This window comes from Candidatus Falkowbacteria bacterium, assembly GCA_013336275.1.
Lineage (GTDB): Bacteria > Patescibacteriota > Patescibacteriia > Patescibacteriales > GWE2-39-37 > JAAXUA01.
In genome coordinates this window covers 236,121-250,268 of sequence record JAAXUA010000001.1, presented here as the reverse complement: position 1 = coordinate 250,268, position 14,148 = coordinate 236,121, and the positions used below count along the sequence as shown (strand labels likewise).

Here is a 14,148-nt window from a genome sequence, read left to right as displayed (position 1 = left end):
CGGGCCTAGGTGTATTATACCTTATTTAAGCGAAAAATCCAGCCATTAAAACAAATAACCTCCGAGCGTGTCGGAGGTTATTTGTTGGTATATACAAAGAGGTGTATACTGTTCGTTTAGCGCTTGGCCCACTGCGGAGCTTTGCGAGCTTTCTTCAAGCCTGGCTTTTTGCGTTCCTTGATGCGGGAATCGCGGGTCAGGAGGCCCTTGGCCTTCAAGGTTGGGCGCAGAGCTGCTTCCAGTTCGATCAGGGTGCGGGAAATGCCGTGGCGGATCGCATCAGCCTGGCCTTTCTTGCCACCGCCTGAGACTAGGACGGAGAAATTCAGGTCCTTGGTGTGGCTGGTCAGTTTCAATGGGACAAGTGAAATATTGGAAAAAGTCGGTGTCAGATATTCCTCGAGGGTCATGCCGTTGACGGTGATGATGCCTTCGCCCTTCTGGTAGAGACGGACGCGAGCAATCGCCGATTTGCGCTTGCCGACGGCTTCGATATATCGCCCCTTGAACTGGGTAGCAGGAGCAGCAGCCTTCTTGGTTTCCTTCACTGCTTCGGTTTTTTTCTTTGGTTCGGTCATAGTCAAGGAGTAATTAGCGAATTATTAAGCGACGCATTAGGTCTGGGCGCTTCTTGATCGGCGGCAACATCTCGCGGACAGCCCGCTTCAGGATATCGGCCGGATTATCTTTTTTCAAATTCTTCATCTGGGTTACTTTCAGACCGCCTGGGTGCTGCGAATGGCGATAGTACAGTTTCTGTTCAACCTTCTTGCCGGTGAATGACAGCTGATCGATATTCTTGACTTCGACGATGTCGCCAAGGTCAAGGTGCGGCTGGAACTCAGGCTTGTGCTTGCCGCGAAGCAAGAGGGCGATCTGGGTAGCCAAACGTCCTACGGCTTTGCCGGTGGCGTCGATATTATGGATTTTTCGTTCTACTTTTGGTGTGGCCATATGAATGATGAATTTAAACCAGTTCGATCTGAACCATTTCGGCGCCATCGCCTTGGCGAGCGCCAAGCTTTACGATGCGGCTGTATCCGCCCGGACGTTCCTTATAGCGTTCGCCCAACACTTCGATAGCCTTTTTGGCAGCCAAAGTCTGCGGCAGGGTTGCCAGCAAGCGGCGGCGTGCGGTCAGATCGCCAGCCTTGGCTACGGTGATCATGCGATCAAGCAAAGTCCTGACAGCCTTGGCCTTAGCCTCGGTAGTCTTGACCTTTTCATAAATGATAATACTAGAGGCCAGGTTCCGTAACATCAGTTCGCGGGGTGCCTTAGCACGGTCAAGTATTTTATTTTTGTTGCGATGCCTCATAGTAGTGCATTAATAACTAGCGAAGGACTAGCCCTTCTTTGGTCGTCCGCGCTTCTTCTTGGATTCTTGCTCGTCACCATCTTCGTCTTCCGACTCTTCTTCCGCCTCATCTTGGGTTGCCTCTTCCTCGGAAACGGCAGCTTCTGATTTCTTTGCGGCTGGTGCGGCCAATAAAGCGCCGAACTGTTCGATTAAAATATTTACAGAATCAGTAAATGCTTGCTCAGTAGTGATAGTGCCATCGGTGATGATGGTCATTACCAGCTTGTCCCAGTTGGTCATCTTGCCGACGCGGACATTCTCGACCTGCAGGCCGACATTCATGACAGGAGAATAGGCCGAATCGATCTCGATGTAGCCGATTTCGTGCTTGATTTTCTCGCGGCTCTCGATGGTCTCATAACCGCGGCCGGCCTGGACGGAGATTTCCATCTTCAGGCTGCCAGCCATATCGGTAATATTGGCGATGAGTAGGTCCTTGTTGATGACCTCGACTTCGCTGTTAGCCTCGATATTGGCAGCAGTAATGACCTTCTCGCCATGGACATTCAATTGCAGTTTGATGACCTGATCGCTATGGACCTTGAGGCGAAGCTGCTTCAGATTCATGATGATTTCCAGGACGTCTTCTTTGACGTGCGGGACGGTCATGAATTCATGGTCAGCGCCTTCGATTTTTACGCCGATGACTGCTGCGCCCGGAAGCGAAGACAGCAGGACGCGACGCAAGGAATTGCCTAAAGTGATGCCATAACCCGGAAAACAAGGTTCGATCGTAACGATCTCCTGGTTCGGTTGCTCACCTTTCTCGATTTTAATTTTTTGTGGCAAGGCAATTTTTTCCATAGTTGCTTTTTATATAATTTATGTTTTAGCGAGAATAGAATTCGACAATCATTTGCGGATTCAGATTCAGAGCTAAATCATCTTTCTTCGGCAGATTCAGCACTTTGCCAGACAAGACGGCGGCATCAAGGTTCAGCCATCCAGGGATGGACTGCTTCTTGACCTTCTCGCTCAGGTTGGCGAAGACTTTGGCTTTCTTGCTAGATTCCTTGATGGCAACGATGTCGCCGACTTTGACTATGAAAGAAGGAATAGTAACAGTCTTGCCGTTGACGGTGAAGTGGCCATGATTGACCAGCTGGCGGGCCTTGTCGCGTGACTCGGTGAAAGCCAGGCGGTAGACGACGTTATCCAGACGTGACTCGAGCATGCGCAGGAAGTTCTCGCCGGTATCGCCGGACTGCTCCTGAGCCTTTTCGAAGGTCAGATGGAATTGCTTCTCCAGCATGCGGTATTCCTTCATGGCTTTCTGCTTCTCAGCCAGCTGCAGGCCGAATTCGGTCTGGCGGGTGCGGCCTTTTGAGCCGTGGACTCCAGGCGGGAAATTGCGCTTGACGATTCCGCACTTGGCGCTATTGCAACGTTCACCCTTGAGGAAAAGCTTATCCCCTAAGCGGCGGCACTGTTTACATTTTGGATCTAGGTTTCTTGCCATATTTATTCAAGTAAGTTCATTGATTAAACGCGTCTCGGTTTCTTAGCGCGGCAGCCATTGTGCGGGATCGGGGTGATGTCGCGGATATAGCTGACGGTCAAGCCGCTGGCGTTCAAAGCGCGGATAGCGGACTCGCGGCCGGTGCCGACGCCTTTGACGTAGACTCCGACTTCTTCAAGACCGTATTCCTTGGCGCGTTCGACAGCGATGCGAGTGATGATCGAAGCAGCGTAAGGGGTCGATTTCTTCGGACCCTTGAAGCCTGCTACGCCGGCACTTGCCCAGCTGATAACGTTTCCGGTATTGTCAGCCAATGTGATGATAGTATTGTTATAGGTGGCCTTAATGAAGGCTTTGCCGACGCTGACCTTCTTGTCGACTTTCTTTTTCTTGCCTTTCTTCTTGGCACCTTTGCCTTCAGCCTTCTCTTTGCGCTTTTCCAGGATCTTCTTGACGCTATCCGGCAATTCCTCGGCCTGGCCGTGGACTACGCGGACAACTTTGTCATTGGACTTGTCGTCACGGAATGAGAAAATTTCACCCGCTGCATTGTCATTCTGGGTGTCGTCGGTTGCTGGCGTAACTGGAGTCTCGTCAGCGGTTTCTTGATTGTTAGTCTTCTCTTCAGACATAAAATAATTCGTTTTTAACAAAGATTAGGTCTTTTGGGCAGATTTGGCGCGACCGGAACCCATGGTCTTGCGGGCGTTGCCGCGAGTGGTCCGATTGTTGGTCTTGGTGCGCTGTCCGCGTAATGGCAAGCCCTTGGCGTGGCGGGAGCCGCGATAAGAAGCGATATCCTTAAGGCGCTTGATGTTGCTCAATACTTCGCGTCGCAAATCGCCTTCAACCTTGTTCTGCTTCTCGATCAGATTGCGGATCTTGTTGACCTGCTCATCGGTCAGGTCCTTGACGCGGACGTCAGGGCTGACGCTGGTCTGGCCCAGGATCTTCTGGGACTTGGTCAAACCGATACCGTAAATATAGGTCAGGGCGACCTCTACACGTTTATCATTAGGAATTGTGACTCCGGCGATTCTAACTGCCATAAATTCTTAGGTAATAAATAAATAACTACCCCTGTCGCTGTTTGTGCTTGGGGTTCTTGCAGACGACGCACACCCTGCCCTTGCGGCGGATAGTTTTGCAGTCCTTACAAATTTTTTTAACAGATGCTCTTACTTTCATAAATGGGGATAATTATAAACGGTAGGTGATCCGACCCTTGGTCAGATCGTAGGGGCTCATTTCAAGCTTGACCCGGTCTCCTGGCAATAGGCGGATCTTGTTCATCCGCATCTTCCCGGAAAGGTGGGCTAAGACTTCGTGGCCGTTGGCCAGCGCTAACTTGAAAGTGGCTGCTGGCAATAATTCCAAAACCTCACCTTCGGTTTCGATGAAGTCCTTGGAGCTGTTCTGTTCTGGCTGTGCTCTGTCTCTATGTTTCATTTAATAAACAAAAAATTTTGGCAAGACTTAACTTTACCAAAAATTGGTAGATTGGATTAAGCTAAAAATATTGATCTAATCTAATCAATTGCAAAATAATTATATATGCAATGCATCATGATGTCAAGGCTCTTGGCTAAAAATTAAGGCAAATTATTAATTTGCTAACATTAGTAATTTTAAACCAAATTAACGGGTCATTAATCCCCTATTCAAGTCTTTTCCTCCAGCCGCCCGAAAGGCAACTGTGGAATTATTCACATTAATTGGCCGTCTACTGTTCCAGTACCGCTTTGATACGGCGGACGCCAGAAGACGAACTTTCTTCTTTCTGTATCTTAAATTTACCTAAAATTCCAGTTCTGTCAACATGAGGGCCGCCGCAGATCTCCCGGCTGGCGATATTAGCTCCCTCGCCGGCGGTATAAACCTTCACTTTTTCTCCATATTTAGACTCAAAAACGCCGGTTGCACCGATGGCCTTGGCCTCCTCCAGGGTCATCTCCTGGTAGCCTACCGGCAGGTCATCAGCGATATTCTTATTGACGATGGCCTCGACCTGAGCGATTTGTTCGGGGGTCATCTTGTCCGGATGAGAAAAGTCGAAGCGCAGGCGCTCGGCGGTGATGTTTGAGCCCTTTTGCTGGATGTGGTCTCCCAAAACTTGGCGTAAGGCGGCTAACATCAAGTGAGCGGCGGTGTGAAGTTTCTTGGTTTCGTCCGAGGCATCAGCCAAACCGCCCTTGAACATTCCAGCTGAAGCGGTGCGTGAAAGTTCCTGATGCTTCTCCAGCTCCTGGTTAAAGGCTGCTTCATCGATGGTTAAGCCGGCTTCGGCTGCCAGTTCTTTGGTGATTTCCAAAGGAAAGCCGTAAGTCTGGTATAGATTGAAGGCGTCGACGCCGTCAATCAGCCTTTCGGCAATCTGGGTCTTGTTTTTGAGCTTTTCAAACTCTTTCAAGCCGTTTTCCAGAGTCTTGCTGAATTTTTCCTCTTCTTCGCTGAGTTGGGCCAAAACAAAGTCGCTATTTTTAGCTAATTCCGGGTAGATGTCGGCAAAATCGGCGATAATTACCTTGGCAACCTCGCTGATCCAAATCTGATTGATCAGGCCGAGCTGGCGTCCGTAACGCATAGCGCGCCTCAAGAGGCGTCGCACGACGTAGCCGTGTGCGTTGTTCGATGGAGTCACCCCCTTGTTGTCGCCGATTATAAAGGTTGAAGCTTTGAGGTGGTCAGCGATGACGCGCATGGCTTTGTCATCTTTTTCGTCTGCGCCATAGGTTTTGCCGGTCAGGCTTTCAATCTTGGCGAATATGGTTTTGAAGATGTCGGTCTCGAAGACGCTCTGTTTGCCGGTCAGGACGGTGATGGTACGTTCGAGTCCCATGCCAGTGTCGACATTCTTTTGTGATAGTTTCTCGAATTGGCCGGGGGCTACTTTGTTGAATTCCATGAAGACATCATTCCAGATTTCCATGATACGGAAGCGGTCGACCTCTTCGTCGAAGGTCAGTTCGAGCGCGCCTTCTGCTGGTCGGACGTCATAAAACATCTCGGAGCATGGGCCGCATGGGCCTGTCTCGCCGGCCGGTCCCCACCAGTTGTCTTTGGCAGGCAAGGTGAAGATGCGGTAGGCAGGATTGCCGGCAATCTTCTCTCCATAAGGACAGACCTCGGCCTTGATGCCGAACTTGGCGAACTGTTCTTGCCAGACGCCGATCGATTCTTCATCTACTGGCGAGTCGTCATTGCCCATAAAGACGGTGACGTATAAGCGATTTGGGTCGAGGCCGAGCCATTCTTTGGAAGTTAGGAATTCCCAACTCCAGCTGATAGCCTCTTTTTTGAAGTAGTCGCCGAACGACCAATTGCCTAACATTTCAAAAAAAGTCAGATGGCGATTGTCGCCTACGTCGTCGATGTCGCCGGTGCGGATGCATTTCTGTACGTCGGCGACGCGCGTCCCGCCTGGATGGTTCTCGCCCATCAGGTATGGCACCAACGGATGCATGCCGGCAGTGGTAAATAGTACTGTCGGGTCATTTTCCGGCATCAATGAGGCGCTCGGAATGATTGAGTGGCCTTTTGATTTGAAGAAATCGAGATATTTCTGCCTAAGTTCGTTGGCGGTCATATTTTTGGTTTGGTAATAAGAATAAATTAATTATACTGATTTTCGCATTTTTTTCAAGGATTATGCTTTGGTAATTTAAAACGCCCAGCCTCGGTATTAAATTTTCCTGCTTAGACGAGTACGTATGCGCATTAAAATTTAATACCGAGGCTGGGCTGCCGCCAATTTATTATTAAAATAAAAAAAGAGGGCCGGTCAATCATCCTTGCGGTAGATTGCCGGCCCCGGTTCAGCAGCCTTCTTTACAGTGCGTGGGTCCACGCAGCATCCATTTGGTTATGAACAAGTAGAACACCCCCTTTCGTTGGAAGATTGGCGCATAGTGCCGCCGTTGTGAGTCGGTCCGCACACCGGGCAGGTATGGTGGATCAACTCATCTGATTTGGAATAAAGATGACAGGTGCAGCTCGGTTTAGGTGTGGCAACTTGATTGCCTGAGCAGTATGGACTTAGTGGCATCTTTCCCTCCTGGACTGGTCGCTAGATTATGATTCCTCCGCCGATAACGGTATCGTCTTGATAGAAGACTACGCTTTGCCCTGGCGTGATGGCACGCTGGGGTGTTTTGAAATGAACAGTATATGATGAATCGCCTGCACGGTCGATGGTGACTTCGCAAGGCTTGTGTCGATAACGGATAACGGCCTGGCATTCGAACGGAAAGGCTGGTTCGCTGCCGGTCCAAGAAATATCGTTCACTTGGAGTTGATCGCGGTAAAGCTCCGGACCTTCGCCGTTGCTGGTAACATACAGGATATTTTTGGGATAATCAAATCCGGCTACGTAGAATGGGCCGATGCCGCCGATTTCTACGCCTTTGCGCTGGCCAAGCGTGTAAAGCGGTAAACCTTTGTGTTCGCCCAGTGTCTGTCCGTCCAAAGTGACGATCGGTCCTGGCTTGAGGTCGAGGTGACGTCTAAGGAAATCGTTGTGGTCGTTCGAGCCGACGAAACAGATTTCCTGACTCTCGGGCTTCGAAGCTGTGGTCAAGCCGAATTTTTTGGCCAGTTCCCTTACTTCGGGCTTGGTCAGCTCGGCCAAAGGAAAAATTATCTTCTTAAGTTTCTCTTCGCTCAAGGTGTAAAGGAAATAGGTTTGGTCCTTGTTCAGGTCTTTGGGTCTGGCCAGATGCAGATGGCCGTCGTTTTCTACGATTCGGGCGTAGTGGCCGGTGGCCACGGCATCAAAACCTAGCTCCTCAGCCTTTTTCAGGATGGCATCAAACTTGATGAATTTGTTGCAGGCTACGCACGGGTTGGGCGTATTGCCCCGCTGGTATTCCAAGAGGAAATCGTCAACAATCTCTTTTTTGAATTGGTCATCAAGATTCAGGGTATATAAAGGAAAGCCCAGCTGATTGGCCACGCGGCGGGCGTCATTGAACGATTCGACCGAGCAGCACTTGTTGGTCTGGCCCGTATTTTGGCTTTCTTCAGCCCAAAAATGCATGAAGATGCCGATCAGTTCATGTCCCTGCTCTTTCAATAAGGCGGCGGCCACCGAAGAATCCACTCCGCCCGACATCGAGATTATTATCTTTTTCCTATTTTTTGGCATAAGTGCTTTATACTACATTATCATTTTCTTGACAAATGTAAGTATAATGTCATAATAGCAGCGTAGAACGCCGTTGCTTTGAATACGTCGCTCCTTCAAGTGCCGAAGCAACAGCCCTCCTTGGGGGTGCAGTCACCAGCTGCACCCCATTTTTTTTGGATAAAAAAGCGGCCCGTAAAGGCCGCTTGCTTTTTTGTTGGGAAATTTAGAGCAGGATCAGTAAGGCAATCAGGCTCATGAAGCCGATGGTGCTGGCAATCAAGCGGGGGTGCTGTTTGTTGAAAGCGACGAAGATATTGAAAGTCAGGGCGACCATAGCCAGGAGAAGCAGTACCAGATAATAGGAAGAGGTAAAGGAAATGATGGATGAAGTGACACCCGGCTGGTGGCTCTTGGCGTATTGGTATTGCTTGACGTAAGTTGTTGCGGTCGGTTTGAGATTGCTGGCGTTAATGTCAGTGCTGGTCTTGTTGCCATCTTTGTCCCAGACAGTGATAACTGCCGGTACGACCGCCTCGGCCGGGTCAGGCTTCTCGGTGTAGATCAGCTGGTTGGTGCCCCAGAGGCCGGAGTTGGGATTAATCAGCTCCAGGTCGATGGTGCGCCCTTTGACAGAGATTTGCGCCTTGGTCGTATCCTTCGGGACAAAAGCTTCGCTTTGGATCAGCAGCTTGCCGGTCTGAGGCTGATTGATAAATAGGCTGACCCTCGGTTGGCCATCAGGAGTGAGTTGCGGTTCGACTGGTGTTGAGGGGATTTCAGTGGCTTTGATGCCGAGGACCTGTTCGACCGGTTCGATATTTGCAGTGACTGAAGTGAAAGTTTCTGGACGGGCAGCGGCGACGATGACTTTGCCCATCAGCTTCTTGGCCTTGACCTCAGGGGTGGTGGATTTGGCAGCCGCCATGACGCCCGGATCAGGCTTGGCGAAAAACTGGGCGACAAAGGTAGTGTCCGTGTCCTGGTATGCGCCTGCGACACTGGAAACTCCGATTTCTTTGAACTCCGGATCGATTAGGTTGGCATAGTGGGTCGGACTCTGGCGCCAGCCGAGCATGACGTCGGCCGCACTGGTGAAACCCATGGCCAAGTTCTCGCCGGCAACGGCGTAGGGGTATTCGGCCATGGCAAGCCAGTTGGATAACCCGACCTTATCTGGACTGATGTGGGCGAAGTACTGCTTGATCAGCATGTCCTGTGCTTTTAAATATGAAGCCTGATTCAGGCGCTGGCTGACCTTGAGTTCGTTCAGGTTGGACTCGCGGCGAATCTGGTTGGTATACTTGATGATCTGCTGGTTCTGGGCAGTCAGTTCTTCCGGAGCGAGCCAGGCTTCGACTGGGAAACTTACCAATATCAAAAGAGTGACGATTTTTATGACTACGGCCGAGGTAGCGTGAAAGGCCAAGCGTTGCGGGTGAAGAGCGTGCGGGTGGTAGCCGTTGCCTTCGTGCGGAATGAAATAGTCCTTAACCTTGCCGGTCTTGGCGTTGGGCTTGCCGATGGTGGCCTGAAGCTTGGAGGTCGGTGCCTTTTCGGTCGGCTGGTTCAGGTTGGACAACGACAAAGCCGTCGGCACTGAAAGTGGGACGGATGTCTTGGTGACTGGCTTGGTTGGAGTGAATTCCTGAAGGACGTCTTGCTTGGCAACGGGTGCTTTCAAAGGCAGCGTGCCGAGATTATTTTTCTCTAGCAAGAACTCCGTGAATGTTAAAAATTCTTTTTGTGACATGTTGATATTATAGCAACTTTCGGCAAACCAGGCAAAGCCCGATAAACAGCGTGTTTAATGGTATAAGTCTGGTGTATTTTTTGTGAAAAAATATCGGGTGTTGATAAATACAGGACTTACAGGCTTTGATTATTGACTATGTAAATAATTAATGATAACTTGCTTAATCAGATATTACCCAACCATTCGTACCAGGAGGTGCTTATGATTCCCCAAAAATCAGGTGGAGTTCCGTATGAGGAGTGGGAAATTTCGGCGATTGCACTTAGTGCTGTTGCAAAAATATCCCTAGAAACGGTGGAGCAAATTATGGCTGCTAACGACCGAGCAGTGATCGCGCTCATTCAAACTGCAAAAAGAGTATCAGTCGGCAACCGTGTAAGCGGATTCGACGCCATAGCCAGAAGTTCAGTTTCTGGTTCTGACATGCAACTCGCAGAGGATTCCAGACTTATCGAGAAATGTTGGTCTGGTGTTCCTGGCATGTCTCGCTGCTTCTATCGCGTTGCATTTGCAGGAGCAAACAGGTTGTGCGAGTTGGCGGAACAGTGATTGTCAACGGTACTTCTATTGTCAGTATCTCGGGGCCCAGATTGAACTGGGCCCTTTTTATATCTCCCCAAGCTTGATATCTTGTCGAATTCTTTCCATAAGCTTCAAATAAAACTCGACGTTGTTGAGCGTGGCCAGGCGCAGGCCGAGCGGCTCGTTGATCTTGTATAAATAATTCAGATAGCCGAGGGTGTACTTGCGCAGCGCTGGGATTTTTGAATCGGGGTTTATCGGGTGCTTGTCGCTCGCGAATTTACTATTGGTGATGTTGATTGTGCTGTAAAAGTTTTTGCTCGCAAGGCTCTTGCCTTTGGCGAACTGAAAGAGTCGTCCGTGGCGGCCTTCACGGGTCGGGATAACACAATCAAACATGTCGATGCCCTGCTTGACCGCGTGGACAATCTGCTCCGGGTAGCCGACACCCATGAGATAGCGAGGCTTGTCGGCTGGCAAAAGCGGCGTCAGCTCGGCCAGCATGTCGTCCATCTGCTCGCTTGTCTCGCCCACGGCCAGACCGCCGATGTTGTAACCGTCGAAGTCGAGGGCGGCCAGTTCGGTCAGACTCTGCTTGCGCAATTCGATATCGAGGCCGCCTTGGATGACGGCGTGGACTAGTGGCTTATTTTTAATTTTCTTTAATTCTTTCTTTGTGCGCTCGGCCCACTTGGTGGTGATCTCGACCGAGTGCTTCAATTTCTTTTCGTCGGCCGGCAAGGCGACGCACTGGTCGAGACAGACGGCGATATCCACGCCGAGCTCGGCCTGGATGCGCAAGGCGCGCTCTGGGGTCAACAAGTGCTTCGAACCGTCGACATAGGAGCGGAACTCGACGCCGTTGTCGGTAATTTTTACCAACCCCTCTCCGGTGCGCTTCTTGGTGCCGGCTAAGGAAAAGACTTGGAACCCGCCTGAGTCGGTGAGGATGCTGCCTTGCCAGTCGGCGAAGGCGTGCAGGCCGCCCATCTTCTTGACGTGTGCCGAGCCGGGTCGGAGCATTAGGTGGTAAGTATTGGAAAGGATGATCTGCGAGCCAAGCTGGCGGACCTCCTCGGTGGTAACATGCTTCAAGACGCCCTGTGTCGCCACCGGCATGAAAAATGGCGTATTTAAAGCTCCATGGGCAGTTTTGTACTTACCCAGGCGTGCTTTGGATTTTTTGGAGGTCTTATTGACTGAGAATGGTTTCATGATTATTGCTTCGTCAAAGCATTTCGGCTTTGATTTAGCATTATGGCGCTCAAAACAAAAGCCGTCAAGAAGAAGAGTGCGCCATAAAAACACGGAGTAAAGACCGGATTGACCACCTGCCCCGCCGTGCAAGAAAACTGGCACGGTTTCTGGTTGAGATAGTTGTAAGTTTCCAGTCCAAGATTGGTCCAAGCAAAGATAGTACCAAAGAGCAGGACAATGAATTGCGCGAGAGCTAATTTTTTACTAACCATATGATAATGGTATTTTTTCAATTTTTTTATTTTTCTAGTCTTATTCTATGTAGAATGGCCAATATTTTTGTTTTTCTTTCCTCTTCGGCTTCTCCTTCGAGTATTCTGCCTAAGTCGAATTGTTGTAATTCACTGATGTCAGTTTGAGAAATGACAGCGTCATCAATTAGGCTGTCATCAGCTAAAAAGCTCAGAGATTCATCACTTTTTCCATAGTCTGAGTAGGAATAAATAATTGCCATTTTTTCCTGTTGTGTCAGCCGCCAAAATTTAAATTCACCTTTTCCTTCCCTTTCCCTTTCTTTTTTTAATTCTTCAGACTCTGGCACAGAAGTTAATTTTGGTTCTCCAAATTTCATAAGTTTAGGTTAATTATAAATTTTTATTGTACTCGTCCATCGTCAGTAATGGCCGAGTCGTCTTCGAGTTTTGTGGTTTTGGCTTTTGATGTCTTGTTGATGCGGGTCTGGGTGGTGGTGTCGATGGCTTCGATCGTCGAGCCAGGCAGCAACACCAGCATCTTGTTCTTGTCCTCTTCGGTAGGGAGGATGGAGATGCTGAATTCGGCCTCGGCCTTGTAGACCGAGATAGGCAGGCGGCCGATCTGCCAGGTAATGTTCCCTGTCGCCTGGTCGTAGCTGACTGCGCCGACATCAGCGCGGTTGCGGCTGTCCCATTTGACGTACGGCGGCAGCTTGGTGGTGATCTTCAGTTCGTTCAACTCATTCAGGTTATTGGACAAGTGCCAGTAGACGCGGTAACTTGTGGCCTCGCCGACTTTCGGCGGCATCGGGCCCGAGCCGACAGCGATGTTGTCGTCATTGAAGTAGCGGATTTCCTCCTTCAATGAAAGGTCCGAATTGATCTTGTTGGTGATGGCGTTGCTACGGTCGCTCGTCTCCTCGGTTGATGTGGCGTCGGTCGAGGTCGAAGCGCCGATCTGGAAGCGGGCGTAGCTCTTGATCTGGTAATTCTTGGTTGGATCGATATCGCCGGCTGGTTTGACCTTAATCGAGAAGTCGATCGTACCCTCGTTGCCTGGTGCCAGATCGGCCAAGGCTGGAATCTGGTCCTTGGACCAAGTAATGTGTTGGTTGCCGGCCTGGCCCTGGTTTTTGTCGGCGAGCGACGGCCAATCGAGGAAGTCGCTTTCAAGATTGGCCATGATGACCACTTCTTTCATGGCGGCCTCGCCCTTGTTGGCGTAGGTGATGGTGTAATTCAAAGTCTGGCCGAAATCGACGCCCTGGTCGTTCTGTGAGCCGTTGATGATGAGGTTCAGGTTCAAATTCTTGGTAATGACGTTGAAGGGCAGCGGCTTTTTCAAGAAAGTGAAATATTTCTGGCCATCGCTGGTGTACTCGAAAACCAGATTGATTTCCTGCTTGTCTGTCGTCTTCTGTTTGAACTTGAACTTGATTTCCAAGGATTTTTCTTGGTTGGTGGTGCTGGCGACCTGCCACGAGGTGGTCGAAGCCGAGCTCGAGGCCGCCCCGATGATTTCGATGTTTTCCGCCTGCTCGATACTCAGGCGGTAGTTGGGCACGAACGACTTGTCCTGCGCTTTGTATTTGACGGTGATTGCATTCGTCTCGCCGACTAAGACATTGGATGGGTAATCGAAATTGAGGTCGAGGCCGAGCCCGGATATTTTTGAATTGAAGCTGGCTTCTTTGCTGAACTCCGAGGAGAAATTGGCCGGCTGATAGGACATGGTGGCCAGGAAAATGGCGCTCTGTCCGACTTCACCGACGATGCGCCCCTTGATGGTGATTTGGTCGGAGCGTTTACTGCCCAAGAGATCAATGTGCCAGGTGGTGCCGGTGGCCGCTTGCGGTTGAGTCTCGGTGACGATGAAATTATCCGGCAATGTCGCCTTGATGTTGATATTCTTCAAGTCGACCTGGTCGAGATTCTTGTAGCTGATGATATAGGTCTTCTCTTCTCCGAGCAGCGTTTCGGCATCGCCGGAGATGGAGAGGCTGACCGAGCTGTTGTTCTCGACTTGCTTGGTCAGGTAGAAACGGTAAGCGCTCCAGCCGGCCCCGGCGATCAATGCCAGGGTGAGGAGCGTGACGAACCCGCGGTAGATGAGGCCGTGGCCTTTTTTCATAACCATAGTTTTAACGTCAACCATATTGCCATCCTCGTCGTGGTAGATCTCTTCAAGACCGGCATCGATCTGGCTTTGGCGGACTTCGTTTTGGACGAACTCCTCGAACTCTTCGGTCTCGGTGGTGTTCGGCAGGTTGCGCTCGACAAATTCGCTGACTGCCGATTGCTCGTTCTTAAGCACGACGTCGTTCGCCTCCGGGGCTGGAGCCGCGGCGGCTGGCGCGATGTTCTTGCCTGTCTTTTTTGGTTTTGGCATATGGTATTTGAGATTTTTAATTGCTTCTATGGAATGGTCGCTGGCAAATCTTTTGAGAATTAATTTTCCTGCTTAGACGAGTACGTATG

17 protein-coding genes are annotated in these 14,148 nt (G+C 50.3%); 1 reads left to right on the top strand and 16 read right to left on the bottom strand.

The features are described from left to right. Window positions 1–116 precede the first annotated feature (116 nt). The 13 genes from rpsI to HGA34_01170 form a co-directional block, all read right to left on the bottom strand. Window positions 117–578: a 30S ribosomal protein S9 gene (rpsI, locus tag HGA34_01230; protein NTW22149.1), complete on the bottom strand. Its 462-nt coding sequence runs from the start codon at window positions 576–578 to the stop codon at window positions 117–119. A 13-nt stretch (window positions 579–591) separates the two neighbouring features. Further along, entirely contained in the window at window positions 592–954 is a 363-nt protein-coding gene (rplM, locus tag HGA34_01225; GenBank protein ID NTW22148.1) for a 50S ribosomal protein L13, read from the bottom strand. 13 nt (window positions 955–967) lie between these two features. After that, window positions 968–1,318, bottom strand: coding sequence for a 50S ribosomal protein L17 (gene rplQ / locus HGA34_01220; protein ID NTW22147.1), 351 nt, complete (start codon window positions 1,316–1,318; stop codon window positions 968–970). Window positions 1,319–1,345: 27 nt separating this feature from the next. Next, the gene (rpoA, locus tag HGA34_01215; GenBank protein ID NTW22146.1) at window positions 1,346–2,164 is read right to left on the bottom strand and encodes a DNA-directed RNA polymerase subunit alpha; all 819 of its coding nucleotides are present in this window, start codon (window positions 2,162–2,164) and stop codon (window positions 1,346–1,348) included. Between the two features lie 25 nt (window positions 2,165–2,189). Next, a complete protein-coding gene (gene rpsD / locus HGA34_01210; GenBank protein ID NTW22145.1) occupies window positions 2,190–2,819 on the bottom strand; it encodes a 30S ribosomal protein S4 in 630 nt (209 codons plus the stop codon). Between the two features lie 23 nt (window positions 2,820–2,842). Beyond that, window positions 2,843–3,451: a 30S ribosomal protein S11 gene (gene rpsK / locus HGA34_01205; GenBank protein ID NTW22144.1), complete on the bottom strand. Its 609-nt coding sequence runs from the start codon at window positions 3,449–3,451 to the stop codon at window positions 2,843–2,845. Window positions 3,452–3,475: 24 nt separating this feature from the next. Beyond that, complete coding sequence (rpsM, locus tag HGA34_01200) at window positions 3,476–3,868, bottom strand: 30S ribosomal protein S13 (GenBank protein ID NTW22143.1); 393 nt, start codon at window positions 3,866–3,868, stop codon at window positions 3,476–3,478. Window positions 3,869–3,893: 25 nt separating this feature from the next. Then, window positions 3,894–4,007, bottom strand: a complete 114-nt coding sequence (gene rpmJ, locus HGA34_01195; protein ID NTW22142.1) for a 50S ribosomal protein L36 — start codon at window positions 4,005–4,007, stop codon at window positions 3,894–3,896. A gap of 12 nt (window positions 4,008–4,019) precedes the next feature. Continuing rightward, window positions 4,020–4,268: a translation initiation factor IF-1 gene (gene infA, locus HGA34_01190; GenBank protein NTW22141.1), complete on the bottom strand. Its 249-nt coding sequence runs from the start codon at window positions 4,266–4,268 to the stop codon at window positions 4,020–4,022. A 274-nt stretch (window positions 4,269–4,542) separates the two neighbouring features. Continuing rightward, window positions 4,543–6,405 (bottom strand): alanine--tRNA ligase, encoded by a 1,863-nt coding sequence (locus HGA34_01185; protein ID NTW22140.1) that lies wholly within the window; start codon window positions 6,403–6,405, stop codon window positions 4,543–4,545. A 276-nt stretch (window positions 6,406–6,681) separates the two neighbouring features. Next, window positions 6,682–6,864, bottom strand: coding sequence for a hypothetical protein (locus tag HGA34_01180; GenBank protein NTW22139.1), 183 nt, complete (start codon window positions 6,862–6,864; stop codon window positions 6,682–6,684). 21 nt (window positions 6,865–6,885) lie between these two features. Beyond that, window positions 6,886–7,962, bottom strand: a complete 1,077-nt coding sequence (gene mnmA / locus HGA34_01175; GenBank protein NTW22138.1) for a tRNA 2-thiouridine(34) synthase MnmA — start codon at window positions 7,960–7,962, stop codon at window positions 6,886–6,888. Window positions 7,963–8,167: 205 nt separating this feature from the next. Beyond that, window positions 8,168–9,694 carry a CAP domain-containing protein gene (locus tag HGA34_01170; GenBank protein NTW22137.1) on the bottom strand — a complete coding sequence of 509 codons (1,527 nt, stop codon included), beginning with the start codon at window positions 9,692–9,694 and terminating at the stop codon, window positions 8,168–8,170. Window positions 9,695–9,898: 204 nt separating this feature from the next. Here HGA34_01170 and HGA34_01165 point away from each other — a divergent pair, with 204 nt between their 5' ends. Next, the gene (locus HGA34_01165) at window positions 9,899–10,246 is read left to right on the top strand and encodes a hypothetical protein (protein ID NTW22136.1); all 348 of its coding nucleotides are present in this window, start codon (window positions 9,899–9,901) and stop codon (window positions 10,244–10,246) included. Window positions 10,247–10,303: 57 nt separating this feature from the next. Here the strand turns inward: HGA34_01165 and tgt are convergent, their stop codons facing one another. The 3 genes from tgt to HGA34_01150 form a co-directional block, all read right to left on the bottom strand. Further along, window positions 10,304–11,434, bottom strand: coding sequence for a tRNA guanosine(34) transglycosylase Tgt (tgt, locus tag HGA34_01160; GenBank protein NTW22135.1), 1,131 nt, complete (start codon window positions 11,432–11,434; stop codon window positions 10,304–10,306). 280 nt (window positions 11,435–11,714) lie between these two features. Next, on the bottom strand, window positions 11,715–12,047 hold the full coding sequence (locus HGA34_01155) for a hypothetical protein (protein NTW22134.1): 333 nt from the start codon (window positions 12,045–12,047) through the stop codon (window positions 11,715–11,717). A 23-nt stretch (window positions 12,048–12,070) separates the two neighbouring features. Next, window positions 12,071–14,059: a hypothetical protein gene (locus tag HGA34_01150; GenBank protein NTW22133.1), complete on the bottom strand. Its 1,989-nt coding sequence runs from the start codon at window positions 14,057–14,059 to the stop codon at window positions 12,071–12,073. Between the last annotated feature and the right edge of the window lie 89 nt (window positions 14,060–14,148).